This is a genomic window from Nonomuraea sp. NPDC052265, from assembly GCF_044547985.1.
In the GTDB taxonomy this organism is placed as follows: Bacteria; Actinomycetota; Actinomycetes; order Streptosporangiales; family Streptosporangiaceae; genus Nonomuraea.
On record NZ_JBIUBJ010000020.1, the window covers coordinates 1 to 16,177 of the forward strand.

Consider the following 16,177-nt stretch of genomic DNA (forward strand, 5'->3'; position numbering starts at 1 on the left):
GGACTCGAAGTCCGGTCGACGAGAGTGCTCACTCACCAGCGGCTACCAGGCACCGAGTCTGCCAGCGAGGCCGACCCGGTAGGTCCCATTAGTCGGTCAGGACCCGGACCTGGTCGGCCGGAGGAGCGGTCACCGTGGTGTGGTCCCAGTCGGAGAAGGTGATCTCCACGGGCGTCTTCGCGGTCAGCCGGTGCCGCACCGGCCGCCCCTGCTCGTCGAGCCAGAGTTCGTACGTGGCCCTCGGGCCGAACTCCTTGAGCAACGTGCCGCGCAGCCGTGCCTGCGCCGCCCGGTCACCGGCGCGCACCTTCGCGTACTCGTCCTCGGTGGTCTGCATGAGTGGCAGGGGGTCGTACACGTCCAGGAAGGCGCCGAGGTCCAGCGCGTCGAGCACCGCCCGCACGTCGATGGCGACCGTGTAACGGTCGATCCCGCCGTCGGACGCGGGGCCGATCACCCGTCCCCGGGCGGACAGCATCTCGTGCACCCGGGGGCTGTTCACCATCGCCATGGCCTGGTTCGCCACCATGCCGATGCCGAACAGGTTGTACGGCTCGCGCTCTTCGGTGATCTTGTCCCAGACCTTGCCCGGCGCCACCTCCTCCCCCAGCATCCGCATGTACCCGGCACCGCCCGTCCGGATGAACCGCCCGCGCAAGCCTTCGCCCAGATCGGCGGCGACGTCCTGGTCCTGCCCCTTGGTGACCACGGTGGCGCTCTGGACGCCCTTCGTCGCCATCCGCCTGACGTCCGGATGCGCCTGCAGATACGTCCTGACGTATGCGGCGACCTCGGGAGCGGTCTTCGCCCCCGAACCGCAACCCGCTATCAGCACGGCCAACACGACAATCATCACGTATCTGGATATGGCGGGCATGCTCGCACAGCGGTGTGCAGAACCCCTGGGGCGGAACGTGCAGATCGTGCACAATGTGGCCTACATCATGGGCTGGGTGGTGCATTGTCCATGCGCGTGATCCCGTCATCGGGCAAGATCACCCCATGCGTCTGACTCGCACCCGGCTTTTCACCGGAGCCGTCGGACTCGCCTCGCTCCTGACGCTCTTCGAGGCGAGCACTCCCGGCCTGTCCTTCTGGGCGCTCGTGTTGGCGCTGTACTGGCTGGTGCTGGCCATCGGCTGGGCATGGCTGCTGGGCAGGCGGGCGCGGGCGTCCTGGATGGTCGTCCCGCTGGCGCTGGTGCTGGGCACCGTGCTGCTGGTCAAGGTCGACGCGCCCCTTCACGCGCGCTTCGCCCTGTCGCAGCCGAGCCTGGAGCGCCACGCCCGGTCGGTGCGCGACGACTATGCCAGCCGACGCTGGTGGGGCCTGTACCGGGTGGGCGAAGTGGAGAAGATCTCGGGGGGAGCGAGGTTCCTGGTCACATCGCTCACGATGGACGGGAGGAGCTACGGCTTCGCCTACAGCCCGGATCGGGTACCGGACCCTCAAGAGGGAAGGTACGAGCACTTCAAGGGCCCTTGGTACGTCTGGAGCGACGGAATCTGAACCCCCATGGCCAGGGTCCGGAGAGGCTGCTTCTCCACACGTTCCGCTGTCCGGAGAAGCAGCCTGTGGGCGGTTCGTCGTCGTGTCAGTCGGTCGGATGGTCCGACGCGGGGTTCTCGTTGAGGCGCAGGCACTCCTCATAGACGGCGTTGGCCTCGGCGGAGGCCTTCTCGTGGCTCCAGCCCTTCTTGATGAGGAGCTGGTAGTTGTTGTTGTAGATCTGGTAGCACTCGGCGGCCTGGGCCGGGACGGCGGCGGGAATCATGCACGCGGCGGCCAGCAACGAGGCGACGACGAGACGACGTGCGTGACGCATGACGATCCTCCCTCTCTACTTGGTTCCCCAGCCGGGCGAATGGCAGGCCGGACCGTTCGGGCCGGTGTTGCACGACTGGCCTTCGGTCGCCCGGGCGGGCAGGGACACTGACCCCACGAAGGCCGCGGCCAGCAGCGCGACGCTGAGTGCGGGACGAAGACGGGTCACATGGACTCCTGCGGTCAGGTCGCGGGATACGCGAAGGGCGTCTGTGACGGCCACCGGATGCCCCGATGATCTCCGAGGCCGCACTGCCGATTGTCGACCGGTGACGACGACCCGGACTCCTCCCCCAGGGCGGTCCGCGCGGCCGGAGGGAGGACCCGGCCCGGCCCGAAGGAGGACGGCCCCCGCCCGCACCGGCTGAACGTGCTCGACCGACCCGGCGGCGCGCGCGGGCCCGCCACGCCTCCGGCTTGACGGCGACGTCACGGGTGGATGGCGGGCACGAGGCGCCAGTCGCGCTGGAACACGAGGTTGTGCAGGTCGGCGGTGGCGATGGCCCGCAGGACGGGGACGAGCTCCGCCGCCTGCCCCGCGTCCGTGACGTTGAGCGGCCACTCCCCCACCGTGGCGCCCCGCAGGTGCGGGTGGTGGAAGCCGGCGCCGTAATGGGCGATCAGGGTGATCGGCGCGACGCCCGCCGTCCGCTGCGCCGGCCACGACAGCGACCAGGTGGCGAAGCTGCCGCCCGCGGCGTCGGCGTGCGGGCCGGCGGCCTCGATGGTGCCGGAGCCCAGCAGGAGGTGCCGGTCGAACTCGGCCAGCACCTGCCGTGCGGGCGCGTCGAGGAGCGCGACGGCCTGCCGGAAGGCGTCCTGCTTGCCCTGGCGGGTGGCGTGTCCGGCGTGGGTGCCGTCGCGCAGGTCGGCGAAGTGGCGGACGAGGGCCTCAAGCGGGGCGGGCGGAACGTCGACCGTCATCGGGAGTCCTTTCGCTTGACGGACGGGGTGAGCCCGCGCAGGGCCCGGGCGAGCAGAGGGAGCAGGGGACGGTCGGGGCGCAGCACGTCGCCGTGGACGGCGCCCGGCGGGCGCAGCAGCCGTACCGGGACTCCCTCCTCGTGCAGCCGGTGCGCGTACGCCTCGACGTCGTCGTGCACGGGGTCGTCGCGGCCGACGGCGAGGACGGCGGGCGCGACCCCCGCCAGGGTGGGCGCCTCCCGGTGCGTCGAGTACAGCCGGACGCCGTCGGCGTCGTGGACGGCGGCCGGCCGGTCGCCGCGCCAGGCGCGCCAGGCCCGCCGCAGCGTCACAGCCTGCGGGAACGCGGTGGGCGAGCGATGATAGGACGGGCTCGCGCAGTCGGGGTCGAACGGCGGGTAGGCCAGCACCTGCGCGGCCAGCGGCAGGCCACGGTCGCGGGCGGCCAGGGCGGCGCAGGCGGCGAGCGTGCCCCCCGCGCTGTCGCCGCCCACGGCGAGCGGCATTCCGGCCGCCTCGCGGTGGGCCCAGCCGAGGGCGGTGAGAACGTCCCGCACGGCGCCGGGGTGGCGGTGACGCGGCGCGAGCCGGTAGTCGACGCTGATCACCGCCCAGCCGGACCGTTCGGCGAGGGCCGCGGTGGCGTGGTGCCACGCGGCGGCCGAGCCGCGCTGCCAGCTGCCGCCGTGCGCCCAGACCAGCAGTCCCGCGGGATGACGGCCCTCCGGCAGGTGGACCCGGGCCGGTACGGGAGGCGAGCCGGGCAGGCGGGCCGCCGCGCCGGTGAGCTGAAGATCCATGATGTGCTCCGTGACAGGAGGGGGAAGGACGGGTCAGGCGTGCGCGCGGTCGCGCCGGCCGCGCAGGAAGACCGCCGCGGCCAGGACGCCGAGCAGGACGAGGGCGGCGTTGACCGCGATCGCGACGGCGACCCCGTGCAGGACGGCCGCGCCGGTCACGGCGCCGGCCGTCACGGCGGTGACGATCGCGGACATGATCGGGGTGCCCATGGTGATGCCGATCTGCTGGGACATCGAGGCCAGCCCGGTGGCCAGGCCCTGCTCGCGGTCGGCCAGGCCGGTGGTGGCGGTGACCATGAAGCCGACGATGACCAGCATGTTCCCGACGCCGCCCAGGAAGGTGGCGGGCAGCAGCAGCCCCATCGAGGCCGAGGTCTCGCCGAGCAGCAGCAGGACGGCGGTGCTGACCGCCTGCAGCAGCCCGCCGCCGACCAGCACGGTCACGGTCGAGGTACGGCTGATCGCCTTCGGGGCGAGCAGGCCGCCGGCCACGGTGCCCAGACCGAGCACGCCGAAGGACAGCCCGGCGGCCAGGGCGGTGAAGCCGAGGGTCTTCTGCAGGTAGAGGGTGAGCAGGTACACCAGGGACGTCTCGGTGACGAAGGCGAGCAGACCGAGCAGGTTGCCCCAGGCCACGGTCGGCCTGCGCAGGACGCGCAGCGGCACGAGGGGCTGGGCGGCGCGGCGTTCGACCAGGTAGAACAGGCCGAGCAGGACGACACCGGCCAGCAGCCCGGTCAGGGCGAGAGGATGGGTCCAGCCGCGCTCGCCGGCCTGCGTCAGGCCGTAGACGACGCCGAGCAGCCCGAGCGTCACGCTGAGCGCGCCGGGCAGGTCGAGCCGGGGACGGTCGGCGGGGCGGGACTCGGAGATGACGGCGGGCGCGACGAGGAGCACGGCGAGGGCGACGGGCACGTTGATGAAGAACGCCCAGCGCCAGGAGAGCAGGTCGGTCAGGACGCCGCCGAGCACGGCCCCCGCGGTGAACCCGGCGGACATGAGGGCTCCGTTGAGGCCCAGCGCCTTCTGCCGCAGCGGCCCTTCGGGGAAGGACGTGGTGAGCAGGGCGAGCCCGGCCGGGGTGGCGGCGGCGGTCGCGAGACCCTGGGCGACGCGGGCCACGATGAGGATCTCGGGGGTGGGGGCGAGCCCGCCGGCGAGCGAGGCCGCGCCGAGCAGCGCCAGGCTGCCGAGGAAGATGCGCTTGCGGCCGATCAGGTCACCGATGCGGCCGAGGAAGAGGGTGAACCCGGCCGCGCACAGGGCGAAGGCGGTGGCGATCCACTGGAGGCCGGCCAGGGAGAAGCCGAGGTCGTCGCCGATGGCGGGCAGGGCGACGTTCAGGATCGAGAAGTCGACGGCCAGCGTGAACTGGGCGACCAGGAGCACCGCGAGGACGAGGCGGAGGCGGCCGGTCAGGTGCTGTGGCGGGGTCCGGTGCGCGGAGGACGGCAGGGGTGTGGTGGTGGTCATGACAGGGCTTTCTCTCAGGCGCGCCGGTCGGCACGCCACCGCAAACGGTTCCATAGTTCCGTTAAGATGAGAGGACAGTAGCACCAGAACCCGCGTTAAGGGAACTGGAGTCCCGATAAGTGTTCGCGTGAAGGGGAGTGCGTCATGGCCGCCGTCCCACCGCCCGGTGCCGTCCGTCCTGGTGGGCGTACCGCCCGCGTCCGCGAGGCCGTCCTGCGGGCCGCCGGCGACACCCTGGTCGAGAAGGGCTTCTCCGGGCTCGACCTCGGCGACATCGCCCGCCTGGCGAACGTCGGCAAGACCACCGTCTACCGGCGCTGGGGCACGCCCGGCGCGCTCGCCGCCGACCTGCTCAAGGACATGGCGGACACCTCACTCCCCCGCGCCCGCAACGGCGACGTGGAGGAGGATCTGCGCGACAACGCCCGGCTGGTCGTCAAGACCCTCACCGACCCCCGCCAAGGACGCCTGTTCAAGGCGCTGATCGCCGCCTCGCTCTGCGACCAGGAGGCCGCGCGGGCGCTGCACCGCTTCTACGCCGTCCGCATCGAGGAATGGTCCGGCTGCGTCACCGACGCGATCGAGCGCGGCGAACTGCCGCCCGGCGCCGACCCGCGCCGGGTGATCGCCGCCGTCTCCGCGCCTCTGTACTACGCCCTGCTCAACACCGGGGAGACCCTCGACGAGGCCGCCGCCGACCGGGCCGCCGCGGCGGCGGTGGCGGCGGCCCGCGCCGGGGCCGTCTGACCCGAGGCTCCAACCTGCTGAAGCCTGGTTCGTCCGAGATCTCCGGGGCGGGACGGATGACCGTCCCGCAGGTCAGCGCGGGGCGCCGGCCACCGCGCGTACCAGAGTGCCGGCGGCGACGGCGCCCGTGACGAGACGGGCTGGCAGGCCGCCCCGTCCTCGCGAGCACGCGAGGACGGCCCCCGCCCCCCGTGGCGAGCACGACGACGAGCGCCACCAGGACACGGGGGTGAAGGGCACCTCGAAGTTCAGCACCGCCAGGGAGAGGGATCCGACGTCGTGGGCGGGCCAGGTCCGGCCGGTCAGCCAGTACAGGTGCGCGGCGGCGTCGGCCAGCAGGACGGCGGCGGTCAGGGTGCCGGGGCGTCTGCGGGCCCATCGCGCTGGACAGCGGGCCCGACGCCGTGCAGGAGGCCCTCATCGCGATCTTCCGGCACCTGCGCGACCTGCGCGAACCCGAGGCCCTGCCCGGCTGGGCCCTGGGCGAGCTTCCGCCGGGCCTGGCAGGGCTGATCGGCCGCGACGACCGTCAGAACGGAAGGGAGCCGTGCTACCGGGGCCTCTGCACGTGGAACTCGTTGCCGTCAGGGTCGAACATCAGCACCCGGCCGCCGTCGTCCTCGCCGCTGCCGGCGCGCGTCGCACCCAGCGAGATCAGGCGGGCGATCTCTGCCTCCCGGTCGGCGCCGGCGGGAAGCGCCAGCTCGAAGGACAGCCTGTTCGTGCCCGTCTTCGGCGCCACCGGAGGACCACCCCACGTGATCTTCGTGCCGCCGCTCGGCGACTGGATCGCGGTCTCCTGGTCCTGGTCCCAGACCAGTGGCCACCGCAGCGCCTCGCTCCAGAAGTAGCCGACCTCCTGGGTGCCGTCGCAGGCCAGCGCCCCGATGACGCCGGTGTCGGCGAGGAACTTGTTGCCCGCCTCGATGACGCAGAACTCGTTGCCGTCCGGATCGGCGAGCACCACATGCCCCTCTTCCGGAAGCTGGCCCACGTCGATGTGCTTGGCGCCGAGCTCCAGCGCCCTGGCCACCGTCCGCCGCTGATCCTCCGGGGAGGTGCTCGTCAGGTCGAAGTGCGCCCGGTTCTGACCGGTCTTCGGCTCCTGGCTCGCCAGGAAACGCACTCGGAACCCGGTGGGATCAGGAGGCAGGATCACGATGTCGTCGTCAGGGCCGTCGGCCGGCTCCCAGCCCACGACCCCCGACCAGAACCGCGCCAGCTCCGCGGGACGGGTCGCGTTGAAGCAGATCGCGAACAGTTGACCGGTCATCCTCACGCCCTTCCTGATGCGCCGGCGGTCGAGCCGGCGCCTCGCGGGCACAGCCTAGGCGTGGCCGCGCGGCACCGCATCCGAGTTTCCCGGCCGGGACGGACCTCAGCCCGCCTCGCCGGAGTGGGCGGCGTCCCAGCGGTGCCTGGCCGCCGCCATGGCGTCCTTGTGCTCGCTCGACCAGCCGGCCAGGGACGCGATCGCCTTGGCCAGGCTCTCACCGATCGGCGTCAGCCGGTACTCGACCTGGGGCGGGATCGTGGGATACACCGTCCGGTCGATCAGCCCGTCCCGGCAGAGCCGCCGCGTCGTCAGCGTCAGCATCCGCTGGGAGATGCCGGGGATCGCCCGATGCAGCTCCCCGAACCGCCGTACCCCCTTGGCCAGCTCCACGATCACCAGCACCGTCCACTTGTCGCCCAGACGATCGAGCACGTCGCGAATCCCGCAGTCGTCCTCCCCGCACGGGCCGCCGACCTGGGGAGTTACGTCCGTGTGCGCGGCTGACATGAAAGTGCCTCCTTATGGTGGGCGCCTGGCGACGCCCATGCTGATCCTGTTCATCCGAGGACAACGACAGGAGTGGTCCCATGATTCTCGTAACCGGCGTGTCGGGGCGGCTCGCCGCGCCGCTCGGCGAAGGGCGGCTGTCGGCGGTGGCCCGCGACGACCTGGCGGCCGTGGCCGTACGCGTGGCGGCCGAGGCGCAGGCCGACCTGACGGCCGGGGTGCCGGGACGGCACGCGGGGCGGACGTACGAACTGGAGGGCGTGGACGCCGTCGACGGCCAGGACCTGGCGGCGGCGCTGGCGGCGGCGCTCGGGCGGAACGTGGAATACCGGCCGGTCTCGCTCGGCCAGGCACGGGCCGGGCTGTCCGGGCTGGAGCCCTACCAGGCCGAGCACACCATGTCGGCCTACTCCAACATGGGCGCGGGGTTGCTGGAGGCGCACGGCGGTGACCTGACCACGTTCCTGCCCACGCCACGCCCGGTCCGGGACGTCGTCATGACCACCCTCAAGGCCGCCCTGGCGGGCTGATCGATCGGCGGGCGCGGGTTTGGTCTCTGATGGGTTCGACGTGACACCTGCGGGCCGCCGCCTTTACAATGTAGATCACCAACCGGCCACGCCGGCGCTGTCAGCCGAGGTCGGCGTCGTGGACGAGGATCGCCGCCTGCCCCCGGTTGACCAGCCCCAGCTTGGCCAGCACGCGGCTGACGTGCGCCGCCCAGGCGGCCGGTGGCGGTCCCACTCGGTACGCGTCGCGGGGCGGCGTCCGCACCCGGCGTTCTTCCGGGCACGGTCCTCAGTCGCGGGCGACGGACGGCTTGGCCTTCGTGCCGACACCGCCGAACAGGGCCAGGCCGCTGAGGACGATCCGCGGCGCCCCCTGCCTCCTGTTGACGGCGCTCCGGTCGAACGCGCCGAACAGGCCGAACCCCTTGACCTCGACCTCGACGTCGTCGGGGACGACAACCTCCGTGTACCCCCACAAGGCGAAGGCCCGCACCCGGATCTCCCGACTGGCGAAGCGGGCGTCACGCAGGTCGATCTCGCCACCGCCGAAGACCGACAGAGAGGTGAACACGCGCGGAGCGACCCAGCGGCCCTTACGGCTGAACCAGCCGAACACGCTGACGGCGAAGCGGGAGTGGGGCTCGTCCGGCACCACCAGTGAGTCCGTCCGGACGGGCTCGGGGAGGTCGCGGCCCGCGTACGCGAGCTCGCCCTGGGTCCGGGCCGTGTAGATCTCGCCCAGCCGCTGATCCAGCTCGGCCAGTTCGATCCGGCCCGCGGCGGCGGCCTCCTGGAGTCGCCGGGCCGCCCGGTCGCGGTCCTCGTCCGAGGGACGCACCGGCCGGGCCGGGGCGAGGTCGGGGTGCTCAGTCATGTGGGCGGTCCTGTCCGTGTGATCGAAGTGACGGGACCATCCTATTCTCCAACTGGAGAACAAGTCAGCCGGCAGGCTCCAGCCCGGACTCCTCCACCATGTGGGCGCCCAGCATCCGTACGAGCTGGACACGGAACTCCGCCTCGCGGGCCGGGTCGTCGGGATCGTGGCCCAGGCCCGCCAGCCACGACCGGCCGCCGATGGCGAACCCGTACGAGGCCGCCAGGCCCACCAGAACCACCGCCTCGATACGCGACCGGCTCGGCACCGCGGGCCGGTCCGCGAGCGCGGCGCGGATCCCGGACTCCATCGTGTCGACCAGCTCCACCAGCTCGGGCCGTGTGGCGCCCCGGTAGTCGGCGTGCATCTCGGTCCAGACGAACAGGCGCAGATAACGCTCGTCGGCCAGGGTGTCGAACACGACGTCCATGATTCCCGCGGCGGTGGGCACACCGTCCTCGGCCTGGATGCGCTCGCGCACCTCTGCTTCGATCCGGTCGTTCTCGGCCCGCAGCACCTCCCGGACCAGGGCGGCATAGGTGCCGAAATAGTGGGACACGAGCCCATGGGCGACACCGGCGGCCTCGGCGATCTGCCGGAGGCTGACGTGGTCCGGACCGCGTTCCTTGATCAGCTCGGCCGCCGCGGCCAGCAGCTCGGCGCGTGACTCCGCAGGGCTGCGCCTGCGTCTGGGTGGCATGACCCGGAGTCTATTGGCCACTGGACAACAACCCTCTTCGCACGACAGCGGCGCGCTCGGCGTGGCCGTCGTCAGGACGCCGGCCTCCCCGTCGAGCACCGGAATGGGCCGACCGGCTCGCTGCGGTGGGGCCGGGCCGTACGTCGGCCCCGACCTGGCCTAGCGGGCGCGCAGCAGGAGCATGGCGGCGTCGTCGTGCAGCGGTCCGTCCACATGGGCCACGAGATCGAGGCGGAGCTTCTCCAGCGCCTCCTCCGGGTCGTCGCCCGCGAGCAGGAACATGCGCTCGGCGAGCGGGTAGAACCGGCCCGAGGCGTCCCTGGCCTCGATGACGCCGTCGGTGTGGAGCAGGATCTGGTCCCCCGGCCCGAAGGCGACCTGGTACGGGCTCGGCCCCTCCACCTGCAAGGACGACAGGCCGAGCGGCGGCGCGTGGGCGTCCGGCTCGGCGGCCACGACCGTCCCGTCGGCACGCAGCAGCAGCGGGACGGGATGACCGTAGTTGAGCAGCGTCAGCGTGCCGCCGGCGTCGGCCTCGACCAGGATCGCGGTCACGAACTCCTCCCCCGACAGCCGGCGGTTGAGCGCCCGCTCCAGCCGCCCGCTGACCGACAGCAGGTCGGCCTCGTCGTGGGCGGCCTCGCGGAACGCGCCGAGCACGGTCGCGGCGCTCTCCACCGCCTCCAGCCCCTTGCCCTGCACGTCGCCGACGATCGCGCGGACGCCGGTGGGCGCCGTCACCACCTCGTACAGGTCGCCGCCGATCCTGGCCTCGGCGGAGGCGGAGGTGTAGGAGACGGCGGCGCGAAGATGCCCGGCCCGGCGCGGGACCGGCCGCAGGAGCACCCGCTGCGCCACCTCCGCGACGGACCGCACGTCGGCCAGTTCGCGTTCGCGCCGCTGGCGCGCGATCGCCGCGAGCGCGCTGGCCGCGGTCACGCCGGTGACGGACATGAGGCTCAGGGCGCTCTGGCGCGTTCCGATCAGGCCGTCGTACAGGCCGAGCAGCAGCGACAGGGCCAGGGCCATGAGGCCGATGAGCAGCGTCCGCCGCACGCCGCCCGACAGGCTCGCGAACGCCGGCCCCAGCGCCAGCAGGGACAGGTAGCCGTACTCCGGGCCCGCCAGGAGATCCACGGCCGACACGACGGCCATCATGACGAACGGCCACGCCGCCATCAGGGGCTGCGCGAGCCGGGCCACGGTCGTCCGCCACGCCGGGGGGCGGCTCATCACGTGCTACCTCCAGGGTCGGCGAAGAGATCTGCCGACCAGACTTCCCGGCGCACCTCCGCCACTGTAACAAGACGCCGCCCCCGCCGACAGCCCGTGCCCCCTACCCCGAACCGAGCGGGGTTCTGGGCCGACGCCGGTCCCGCCTGGCGGGCCGCCGCCGAGCCGGGGCCGTCCGTGACCGAGACCGAGGCGGCGGCCGAGGCCGTACGCAGCGGCCGGCCCGTCGAGGTGCTCGGGCCGCGCGGCGAGGCCCGCGAGGTGTACGCCCAGCCGGACGGCGCGGGACTGCAACTTCCGCGGCAGTCGATGTCCACCCCCGGGTTGATGCGCCGGGGGTGGCGCCGGGGTTAGCGTGACGGGTGCCCTTCACCGCCTCATCCCTCCTCCGGCGGGTGGTCGCGGTCCACCCCCTGCTGCTCGACGGCGCGGCGGCTCTCACGCTGGTCGTCGGCACCTGGCTGTGGGAGGCGTTCGAACCGGGCCGGGGCCGGCCGGGCGACGCCCTGTCGATGGGCCTGACCCTGCTGGTCAACGCGCCGCTGGCGCTGCGCCGGGTGGCGCCCGTGCCGGTGCTGCTGGGGTCGGTGGGCGCGTCGCTGGTCTACCACGTGCTGGGCTACCACCACGGGCTCAACAGCATCGGCCCGCTGGTGGCCCTCTACTCCGTCGCCGCACACCGGTCGTGGGGCTGGTGCGCGGCCGGCTCGGTGCTGGTCGTCATCGAGTGGACGTACGCCTCCGCGCAACAGCCCGGCCTGGCGACGTGGTCGGCGCTCGCGCAGTCGGTCCTGGTGGCGGCCTGCGGCGTGGGCGCGGGGGCCAGCGTACGGCTGCTGTCGGAGCGCACCGCGCAACTGGCCGACCTCGCCGCGCAGCTCCGCGCCGAGCAGGGCGCCGCCGCCCGGCGGGCCGTCACCCGCGAACGGGTGCGCATCGCCCGCGAGCTGCACGACGTCGTCGCCCACCACATGTCGGTCATCTCCGTCCAGGCCGGGCTGGGGCGTTACGTGGCGCTGAGCGACCCGGCCACCGCCCACGCCACGCTGGGGGTCATCGCCGACACCAGCCACGAGGCGCTGACCGAGATGCGGCGGCTGCTGTCGATCCTGCGCATCGAGGCCCACGACGACGACGAGGGCCTCTACGCCACCGCGCCAGGCCTGCTGGCCCTCGATCCGCTGGTCGAACGCATGCGCGCGGCGGGCGTCGGCACCGAGCTCACCGTCGAGGGCCGCGCCCGGCCGCTGCCGTCCGGCCTCGACCTGTGCGCCTATCGCATCGTCCAGGAGTCGCTGACGAACGTCCTCAAGCACGCCGCCCCTGGCCGGGTCGAGATCCACATCGGCTATGGTCCGGCCACGCTGACGTTACGCGTCAGCAACGACGGCGCCGCCGTCGCGGCGGACGGCCCGCGTTCCGGCGGCCACGGGTTGATCGGCATGACTGAACGTGTCAGGCTCTACCAGGGATCGATCATCGCCGGACCGCTGCCCGAAGGCGGGTTCGAGGTGTTGGCGACCTTCCCGCTCCCCTCACCCGCTGAGGGCGACCGGCCGCCGTGACGACCGTGAGGCAGGTGCGAGATCAAGGTTCTCGTGGTCGACGACCAGGTGCTCATCCGCGCCGGGCTGGCCGCGCTCCTCCGCGCCGCGGGCCTGGAGGTGGTGGGCGAGGCCGCCGACGGCGAGGAGGCCGTGCGCCTGGCCGCCACGCTCGGGCCCGACGTGATCCTCATGGACATCAGGATGCCGGGCGTCAACGGCCTGACCGCGACCGAGCGCATCCTGGCCGCCGCGCACGACCCGCCGCCCAAGGTGCTCATCCTGACCACGTTCGACCTCGACGAGTACGTCTACAACGCGCTGCGCCTGGGCGCCGGCGGCTTCCTGCTCAAGGACACGCCGCCCGAACGCCTGATCGCCGCCATCCGCACGGTCGCGGCGGGCGACATCCTGCTGGCCCCGGCCGCGACCAGGCGCCTGATCGAGGCGTTCACCGAACCGCCCGCCCCGCTGCCCTCCCCCGCCCTCGACCGGCTCACCGGGCGCGAGACGGAGGTGCTGCGGCTGGTCGGGCACGCGCTGTCGAACAAGGAGATCGCCGAACGGCTGTCGGTGAGCGAGGGCACGGTCAAGACGCACCTCAACCGGCTGATGGCGAAGCTGGGGCTGAGCAGCCGCGCGCAGGTGGTCGTGGTGTCGTACGACTCCGGCCTCGTCCGTCCCGGCCATCCCCTGCCCCGCCCGACGACCACCGAGGAACAGCGCCCGTCGGGCCGTCCGGGCGGCCGGTAGAGTCCGACGCGCTGTCGGTCTTGCGGCCGGGGCCGGGGTTGTGGACCCTTGGACGGTGGCCGACAGCGTAGACGCGGTGTGCGATCATCCGTACCGGAGTTCCTGGATCCACCGCACGGTCAGACCGAGCCCGGTGGTCTCCCTCTCCACCGACGCGATCCCGAGGAAGGATCGCCTGGAGTGGTGGGCGCACATCGCCGCGCACGAGGTCGTCCCCACAGCGCTGTCCAGCGAGCACGCCGACGACTTCCACGGCCGGGTGCGGTCCATCGACCTGTCGCGCGTGCGCGTGGGCGACTTCACGATGTCCCCGCTGGAGGGCCGGCGCACCCCGGCCCACATCAGCCGGCACGACCCCGAGGGCTACGAGCTGTTCCTGGTGCACAACAACGCGAACCGGCTGCGGCAGCACGGCAAAGAGTCCTTGTTACAGACCGGCGACATGGGCTTGTTCGACACCTCCTCCCCGTACGTGACCGAGTTCCTCGGCACGGACCGGCCGACCCGGGTGACGCTCCTGTTCCTGCCGCGCGACGCGCTGCCGCTGACCCGCGGCCAGATGGAGCGGTTGCTGGCCACCAGGCTCCGGGCAGCCACCGGCTCGGGGGCGATGCTGGCTCGCTACCTCACCGGCCTGCTCGAACACGCGAGCGGCTGCCACCCCGCCGAGCTGCCCCGTCTCGGCACCATCGGCGTGGACCTGGCCGCCGCCTTCCTGTCCGGACGCCTCGACGCCGGCCGCCAACTGCCGGCCGAGAGCCGGCAGCGGATCCTGGCCGCGCGGATCGACGCCTTCATCGACCAGCATCTCGGCGACCCCGATCTGGGGCCGTCGAGCATCGCCGCGCACCACCACATCTCCGTACGCACCCTGCACGCGCTGTTCGAGCAGCGGCACGAGACCGTCAGTGCCACGATTCGCCGGCGCCGGCTCGAACGTTGTCACGCCGACCTGGCCGACCCGCGGCTGAGGGACGATCCGATCGGCGAGATCGGCATGCGCTGGGGCTTCAGGAACGGCGCCGAGTTCAGCCGCGCGTTCCGTACCGCCTACGACCTCAGCCCGAGGGACCACCGCCGCCGGTCGCTCGCGGGACACGACGACCGGGACGGCACGCACCCGCCGGCCGGCATCGCCTGACCGGGCCCCCGGGGAAGGTCAGCGGTCGGCGAGGTCGCGGTAGGTGTCCCTGACGACCATCAGGCGGTCGCGGCGGAACCGAGGGGGCTCGGCGGCGCGCACCTCCCGTCCGCGGGCGGACCAGAAGGCCGCCGCGGGGACGTCGTCCTGCCCCTCGGGGATGAACTTGAGCACCTCCTCCACGGCCGAACGAGCCATGGAGAGCGCCCGGCGGGCGTTCTCCGGGTCGTCGGGGACGTTGCCCGCCGTGAGGTCGGCGAGCCACATCCACTCCCCGGCGTCGAGCAACTCGGACGGCTCCGCGCCGCCGAACGTCGGCCAGCCGGCCGGCATGACCTCGCGCCCGGGCAGCGAGAACAGGTACTCCCGCGCCGCGCCGCAGTCTTCACAGGCACCCGAGTAGCACGTGGCCAGCGAGCCTTCGACGCTGACCACGCCGCTGTCCCACGCGGTCTCCACCGAGCCGCACGCGCACGGGTTCAGGTCGAGGTACACGAGAGCCTCGTCGCGGGTGCGGGCAATCGGCCGATCCGTCACACGCGCAACCTACAGGGAACGCGGATCAACCCACTAGGGTGTCGCCATGCAGGCACCGACCGCGTTCGAGGAGCGGCTCAAGGAGGCGCACGGCCGGCAGGACCTGACCACCTGTCTCGCGCTGCTGCGGTACGCCGACTTCGCCTGCCCGGTCAGCCAGGCCGCCGCCGGGGGCGAGGAGCCGATCACCTGGCCGACGTTCCCCGGCGCCGATCGGGTGTGGGTGGCGGCGTACACCTCCGCGGAGGCGATGCGCGAGGCGACGGACGGCGCCGTGCGGCATTTCCGGATCCTGTCGCTGGTCGAGCTGGCGGCCGGCTGGCCCGATCCTCGCTGGGGCCTGGCCGTCAATCCGGGTCTGGAGCCGTCGTTCCTGCTCGAACCGGGCACGGTCGCCAGGCTGGCGGTGCCCACGCTGGAGCACGACCTGGCGGCGGAGCCGGACAGCGGCCTCCCGATCGTGCAGAAGCTGCTGGAGGTGGCACAGCTCCAGGAACTGCTGGAGAGCGAGCGACCGCGGATCTCCGGCTACTGCCATCACGCGCTCGACGTCGCCCACATCGCGACCCCTTCGGTGCTCGCCGACGCGCTGCTGCAGGAGGACGCGCTGACCGCGGAGGGCGCGGTCAACCTGTTGCGCTGGCCGGCGATCGGGGTGGAGCTCTACCGCACCCCGTACGGCGGCGTCGACGAGCGGGGCCGGACGGCGATGGCCGGCTGGGTGATCGAGGAGCCGCCGTTCGCCGGCATGGGCCTGGTGCCGAACGCCGCCGAGACCATCAGGGAGTACAAGATCGACGGCGTCGGCCTGCCGCACGGCGCCGAGATCGTGGAGCTGGGGTCCGACGGCGAGGAGCGCGTCCAGGCGAGGTACGACGCCGACCTGGGCCGCTGGCTGATGGTGGCGGACCGGTGAACGGGGAGTCGTACCGCGCCCGCTGGGACGGGACGGACTACGAGGCGTCGGCCGAGCTCGTCGACGGCCGGCTGTTCATGCGCCTGTACGCCCCGGCCCCCGCGGACGGTTTCGAGGAGGTGGCGCCCGGCCGGTTCGTCCGCGAGGTTCCCGCGGCCGGCTGCGCGGCGGTCTGGCACGTGACGACCGTCTGCGAGTGGCGCGGCGCCCCCTTCCTGGTGCACGCGGAACGGGAGGCGGAGCTGCTCGTCGAGTACACCGGCGGGAACGCGTTGCACGCGGCCGGGCTCGGCCTGGAACGGATCGAGCGCGGCGTGTACCGCGCCTGGGTGCGGCGGGAGGAGGTCTCAGCGCTCGGCGAGCAGGCTGTGATGATCGGGGCGCCCGGTGAACAACATCACTGATGATCTCTTTCGAGC

The 16,177-nt window shown here is 72.9% G+C and carries 22 protein-coding genes; 9 read left to right on the forward strand and 13 right to left on the reverse strand.

The features are described from left to right. Positions 1–88: 88 nt before the first annotated feature. Positions 89–853, reverse strand: coding sequence for a hypothetical protein (locus tag ACIHAD_RS38665; RefSeq protein ID WP_397359726.1), 765 nt, complete (start codon positions 851–853; stop codon positions 89–91). A gap of 149 nt (positions 854–1,002) precedes the next feature. Here ACIHAD_RS38665 and ACIHAD_RS38670 point away from each other — a divergent pair, with 149 nt between their 5' ends. Then, positions 1,003–1,509, forward strand: coding sequence for a hypothetical protein (locus ACIHAD_RS38670; RefSeq protein WP_397359727.1), 507 nt, complete (start codon positions 1,003–1,005; stop codon positions 1,507–1,509). Between the two features lie 85 nt (positions 1,510–1,594). On the opposite strand, the gene ACIHAD_RS38675 is transcribed toward ACIHAD_RS38670, so the two are convergent. The 5 genes from ACIHAD_RS38675 to ACIHAD_RS38695 all read right to left on the reverse strand — a co-directional run bounded on the left by ACIHAD_RS38675 (position 1,595) and on the right by ACIHAD_RS38695 (position 5,021). Beyond that, entirely contained in the window at positions 1,595–1,825 is a 231-nt protein-coding gene (locus ACIHAD_RS38675) for a hypothetical protein (protein WP_397359728.1), read from the reverse strand. 15 nt (positions 1,826–1,840) lie between these two features. Beyond that, positions 1,841–1,993, reverse strand: a complete 153-nt coding sequence (locus ACIHAD_RS38680) for a hypothetical protein (RefSeq protein WP_397359729.1) — start codon at positions 1,991–1,993, stop codon at positions 1,841–1,843. 260 nt (positions 1,994–2,253) lie between these two features. Continuing rightward, entirely contained in the window at positions 2,254–2,748 is a 495-nt protein-coding gene (locus ACIHAD_RS38685) for a hypothetical protein (RefSeq protein ID WP_397359730.1), read from the reverse strand. Further along, on the reverse strand, positions 2,745–3,548 hold the full coding sequence (locus ACIHAD_RS38690) for an alpha/beta hydrolase (RefSeq protein WP_397359731.1): 804 nt from the start codon (positions 3,546–3,548) through the stop codon (positions 2,745–2,747). Before ACIHAD_RS38690 ends, ACIHAD_RS38685 begins: the two co-directional genes overlap by 4 nt. A 33-nt stretch (positions 3,549–3,581) precedes the next feature. After that, complete coding sequence (locus tag ACIHAD_RS38695) at positions 3,582–5,021, reverse strand: MFS transporter (RefSeq protein ID WP_397359732.1); 1,440 nt, start codon at positions 5,019–5,021, stop codon at positions 3,582–3,584. Positions 5,022–5,165: 144 nt separating this feature from the next. Between ACIHAD_RS38695 and ACIHAD_RS38700 the strand changes: the two genes are divergently transcribed. Further along, positions 5,166–5,768 (forward strand): TetR/AcrR family transcriptional regulator C-terminal ligand-binding domain-containing protein, encoded by a 603-nt coding sequence (locus ACIHAD_RS38700; RefSeq protein WP_397359733.1) that lies wholly within the window; start codon positions 5,166–5,168, stop codon positions 5,766–5,768. Between the two features lie 550 nt (positions 5,769–6,318). On the opposite strand, the gene ACIHAD_RS38705 is transcribed toward ACIHAD_RS38700, so the two are convergent. Further along, positions 6,319–7,041 carry a VOC family protein gene (locus ACIHAD_RS38705; RefSeq protein ID WP_397359734.1) on the reverse strand — a complete coding sequence of 241 codons (723 nt, stop codon included), beginning with the start codon at positions 7,039–7,041 and terminating at the stop codon, positions 6,319–6,321. Positions 7,042–7,146: 105 nt separating this feature from the next. Beyond that, on the reverse strand, positions 7,147–7,551 hold the full coding sequence (locus ACIHAD_RS38710; RefSeq protein ID WP_397359735.1) for a winged helix-turn-helix transcriptional regulator: 405 nt from the start codon (positions 7,549–7,551) through the stop codon (positions 7,147–7,149). An 80-nt stretch (positions 7,552–7,631) separates the two neighbouring features. Here ACIHAD_RS38710 and ACIHAD_RS38715 point away from each other — a divergent pair, with 80 nt between their 5' ends. Then, positions 7,632–8,081: a hypothetical protein gene (locus tag ACIHAD_RS38715; RefSeq protein WP_397359736.1), complete on the forward strand. Its 450-nt coding sequence runs from the start codon at positions 7,632–7,634 to the stop codon at positions 8,079–8,081. A gap of 100 nt (positions 8,082–8,181) precedes the next feature. Here the strand turns inward: ACIHAD_RS38715 and ACIHAD_RS38720 are convergent, their stop codons facing one another. From ACIHAD_RS38720 to ACIHAD_RS38735, 4 genes are all read right to left on the reverse strand, one after another. Beyond that, positions 8,182–8,325: a hypothetical protein gene (locus tag ACIHAD_RS38720; RefSeq protein ID WP_397359737.1), complete on the reverse strand. Its 144-nt coding sequence runs from the start codon at positions 8,323–8,325 to the stop codon at positions 8,182–8,184. Between the two features lie 24 nt (positions 8,326–8,349). Then, positions 8,350–8,934 carry a DUF1707 domain-containing protein gene (locus tag ACIHAD_RS38725; RefSeq protein WP_397359738.1) on the reverse strand — a complete coding sequence of 195 codons (585 nt, stop codon included), beginning with the start codon at positions 8,932–8,934 and terminating at the stop codon, positions 8,350–8,352. Positions 8,935–8,998: 64 nt separating this feature from the next. Continuing rightward, positions 8,999–9,634 carry a TetR/AcrR family transcriptional regulator gene (locus ACIHAD_RS38730; protein ID WP_397359739.1) on the reverse strand — a complete coding sequence of 212 codons (636 nt, stop codon included), beginning with the start codon at positions 9,632–9,634 and terminating at the stop codon, positions 8,999–9,001. 159 nt (positions 9,635–9,793) lie between these two features. Then, positions 9,794–10,867 carry a PP2C family protein-serine/threonine phosphatase gene (locus tag ACIHAD_RS38735; RefSeq protein WP_397359740.1) on the reverse strand — a complete coding sequence of 358 codons (1,074 nt, stop codon included), beginning with the start codon at positions 10,865–10,867 and terminating at the stop codon, positions 9,794–9,796. Between the two features lie 96 nt (positions 10,868–10,963). Here ACIHAD_RS38735 and ACIHAD_RS38740 point away from each other — a divergent pair, with 96 nt between their 5' ends. The 4 genes from ACIHAD_RS38740 to ACIHAD_RS38755 are packed head-to-tail and all read left to right on the forward strand — an operon-like array spanning position 10,964 to position 14,305. Next, complete coding sequence (locus ACIHAD_RS38740) at positions 10,964–11,221, forward strand: hypothetical protein (RefSeq protein WP_397359741.1); 258 nt, start codon at positions 10,964–10,966, stop codon at positions 11,219–11,221. Between the two features lie 41 nt (positions 11,222–11,262). After that, on the forward strand, positions 11,263–12,432 hold the full coding sequence (locus tag ACIHAD_RS38745) for a sensor histidine kinase (RefSeq protein ID WP_397359742.1): 1,170 nt from the start codon (positions 11,263–11,265) through the stop codon (positions 12,430–12,432). 33 nt (positions 12,433–12,465) lie between these two features. Further along, entirely contained in the window at positions 12,466–13,164 is a 699-nt protein-coding gene (locus tag ACIHAD_RS38750) for a response regulator (protein ID WP_397359743.1), read from the forward strand. A 55-nt stretch (positions 13,165–13,219) separates the two neighbouring features. Further along, complete coding sequence (locus ACIHAD_RS38755; RefSeq protein ID WP_397359744.1) at positions 13,220–14,305, forward strand: helix-turn-helix domain-containing protein; 1,086 nt, start codon at positions 13,220–13,222, stop codon at positions 14,303–14,305. A gap of 18 nt (positions 14,306–14,323) precedes the next feature. On the opposite strand, the gene ACIHAD_RS38760 is transcribed toward ACIHAD_RS38755, so the two are convergent. After that, on the reverse strand, positions 14,324–14,842 hold the full coding sequence (locus ACIHAD_RS38760) for a hypothetical protein (RefSeq protein WP_397359745.1): 519 nt from the start codon (positions 14,840–14,842) through the stop codon (positions 14,324–14,326). Positions 14,843–14,888: 46 nt separating this feature from the next. Between ACIHAD_RS38760 and ACIHAD_RS38765 the strand changes: the two genes are divergently transcribed. Both ACIHAD_RS38765 and ACIHAD_RS38770 read left to right on the forward strand, forming a co-directional pair. Next, entirely contained in the window at positions 14,889–15,758 is an 870-nt protein-coding gene (locus ACIHAD_RS38765; RefSeq protein WP_397359746.1) for an SseB family protein, read from the forward strand. Further along, on the forward strand, positions 15,755–16,162 hold the full coding sequence (locus ACIHAD_RS38770; RefSeq protein ID WP_397359747.1) for a hypothetical protein: 408 nt from the start codon (positions 15,755–15,757) through the stop codon (positions 16,160–16,162). Before ACIHAD_RS38765 ends, ACIHAD_RS38770 begins: the two co-directional genes overlap by 4 nt. The last annotated feature ends 15 nt before the right edge of the window (positions 16,163–16,177 follow it).

What these genes read in the sequence shown, in the direction of transcription:
- ACIHAD_RS38665 (WP_397359726.1), bottom strand. Translation starts at nt 853, where the DNA reads ATGATTGTCGTGTTGGCCGTGCTGATAGCGGGTTGCGGTTCGGGGGCG.
- ACIHAD_RS38670 (WP_397359727.1), top strand. Translation starts at nt 1,003, where the DNA reads ATGCGTCTGACTCGCACCCGGCTTTTCACCGGAGCCGTCGGACTCGCC.
- ACIHAD_RS38675 (WP_397359728.1), bottom strand. Translation starts at nt 1,825, where the DNA reads ATGCGTCACGCACGTCGTCTCGTCGTCGCCTCGTTGCTGGCCGCCGCG.
- ACIHAD_RS38685 (WP_397359730.1), bottom strand. Translation starts at nt 2,748, where the DNA reads ATGACGGTCGACGTTCCGCCCGCCCCGCTTGAGGCCCTCGTCCGCCAC.
- ACIHAD_RS38690 (WP_397359731.1), bottom strand. Translation starts at nt 3,548, where the DNA reads ATGGATCTTCAGCTCACCGGCGCGGCGGCCCGCCTGCCCGGCTCGCCT.
- ACIHAD_RS38695 (WP_397359732.1), bottom strand. Translation starts at nt 5,021, where the DNA reads ATGACCACCACCACACCCCTGCCGTCCTCCGCGCACCGGACCCCGCCA.
- ACIHAD_RS38700 (WP_397359733.1), top strand. Translation starts at nt 5,166, where the DNA reads ATGGCCGCCGTCCCACCGCCCGGTGCCGTCCGTCCTGGTGGGCGTACC.
- ACIHAD_RS38705 (WP_397359734.1), bottom strand. Translation starts at nt 7,041, where the DNA reads ATGACCGGTCAACTGTTCGCGATCTGCTTCAACGCGACCCGTCCCGCG.
- ACIHAD_RS38710 (WP_397359735.1), bottom strand. Translation starts at nt 7,551, where the DNA reads ATGTCAGCCGCGCACACGGACGTAACTCCCCAGGTCGGCGGCCCGTGC.
- ACIHAD_RS38715 (WP_397359736.1), top strand. Translation starts at nt 7,632, where the DNA reads ATGATTCTCGTAACCGGCGTGTCGGGGCGGCTCGCCGCGCCGCTCGGC.
- ACIHAD_RS38725 (WP_397359738.1), bottom strand. Translation starts at nt 8,934, where the DNA reads ATGACTGAGCACCCCGACCTCGCCCCGGCCCGGCCGGTGCGTCCCTCG.
- ACIHAD_RS38730 (WP_397359739.1), bottom strand. Translation starts at nt 9,634, where the DNA reads ATGCCACCCAGACGCAGGCGCAGCCCTGCGGAGTCACGCGCCGAGCTG.
- ACIHAD_RS38735 (WP_397359740.1), bottom strand. Translation starts at nt 10,867, where the DNA reads ATGAGCCGCCCCCCGGCGTGGCGGACGACCGTGGCCCGGCTCGCGCAG.
- ACIHAD_RS38765 (WP_397359746.1), top strand. Translation starts at nt 14,889, where the DNA reads ATGCAGGCACCGACCGCGTTCGAGGAGCGGCTCAAGGAGGCGCACGGC.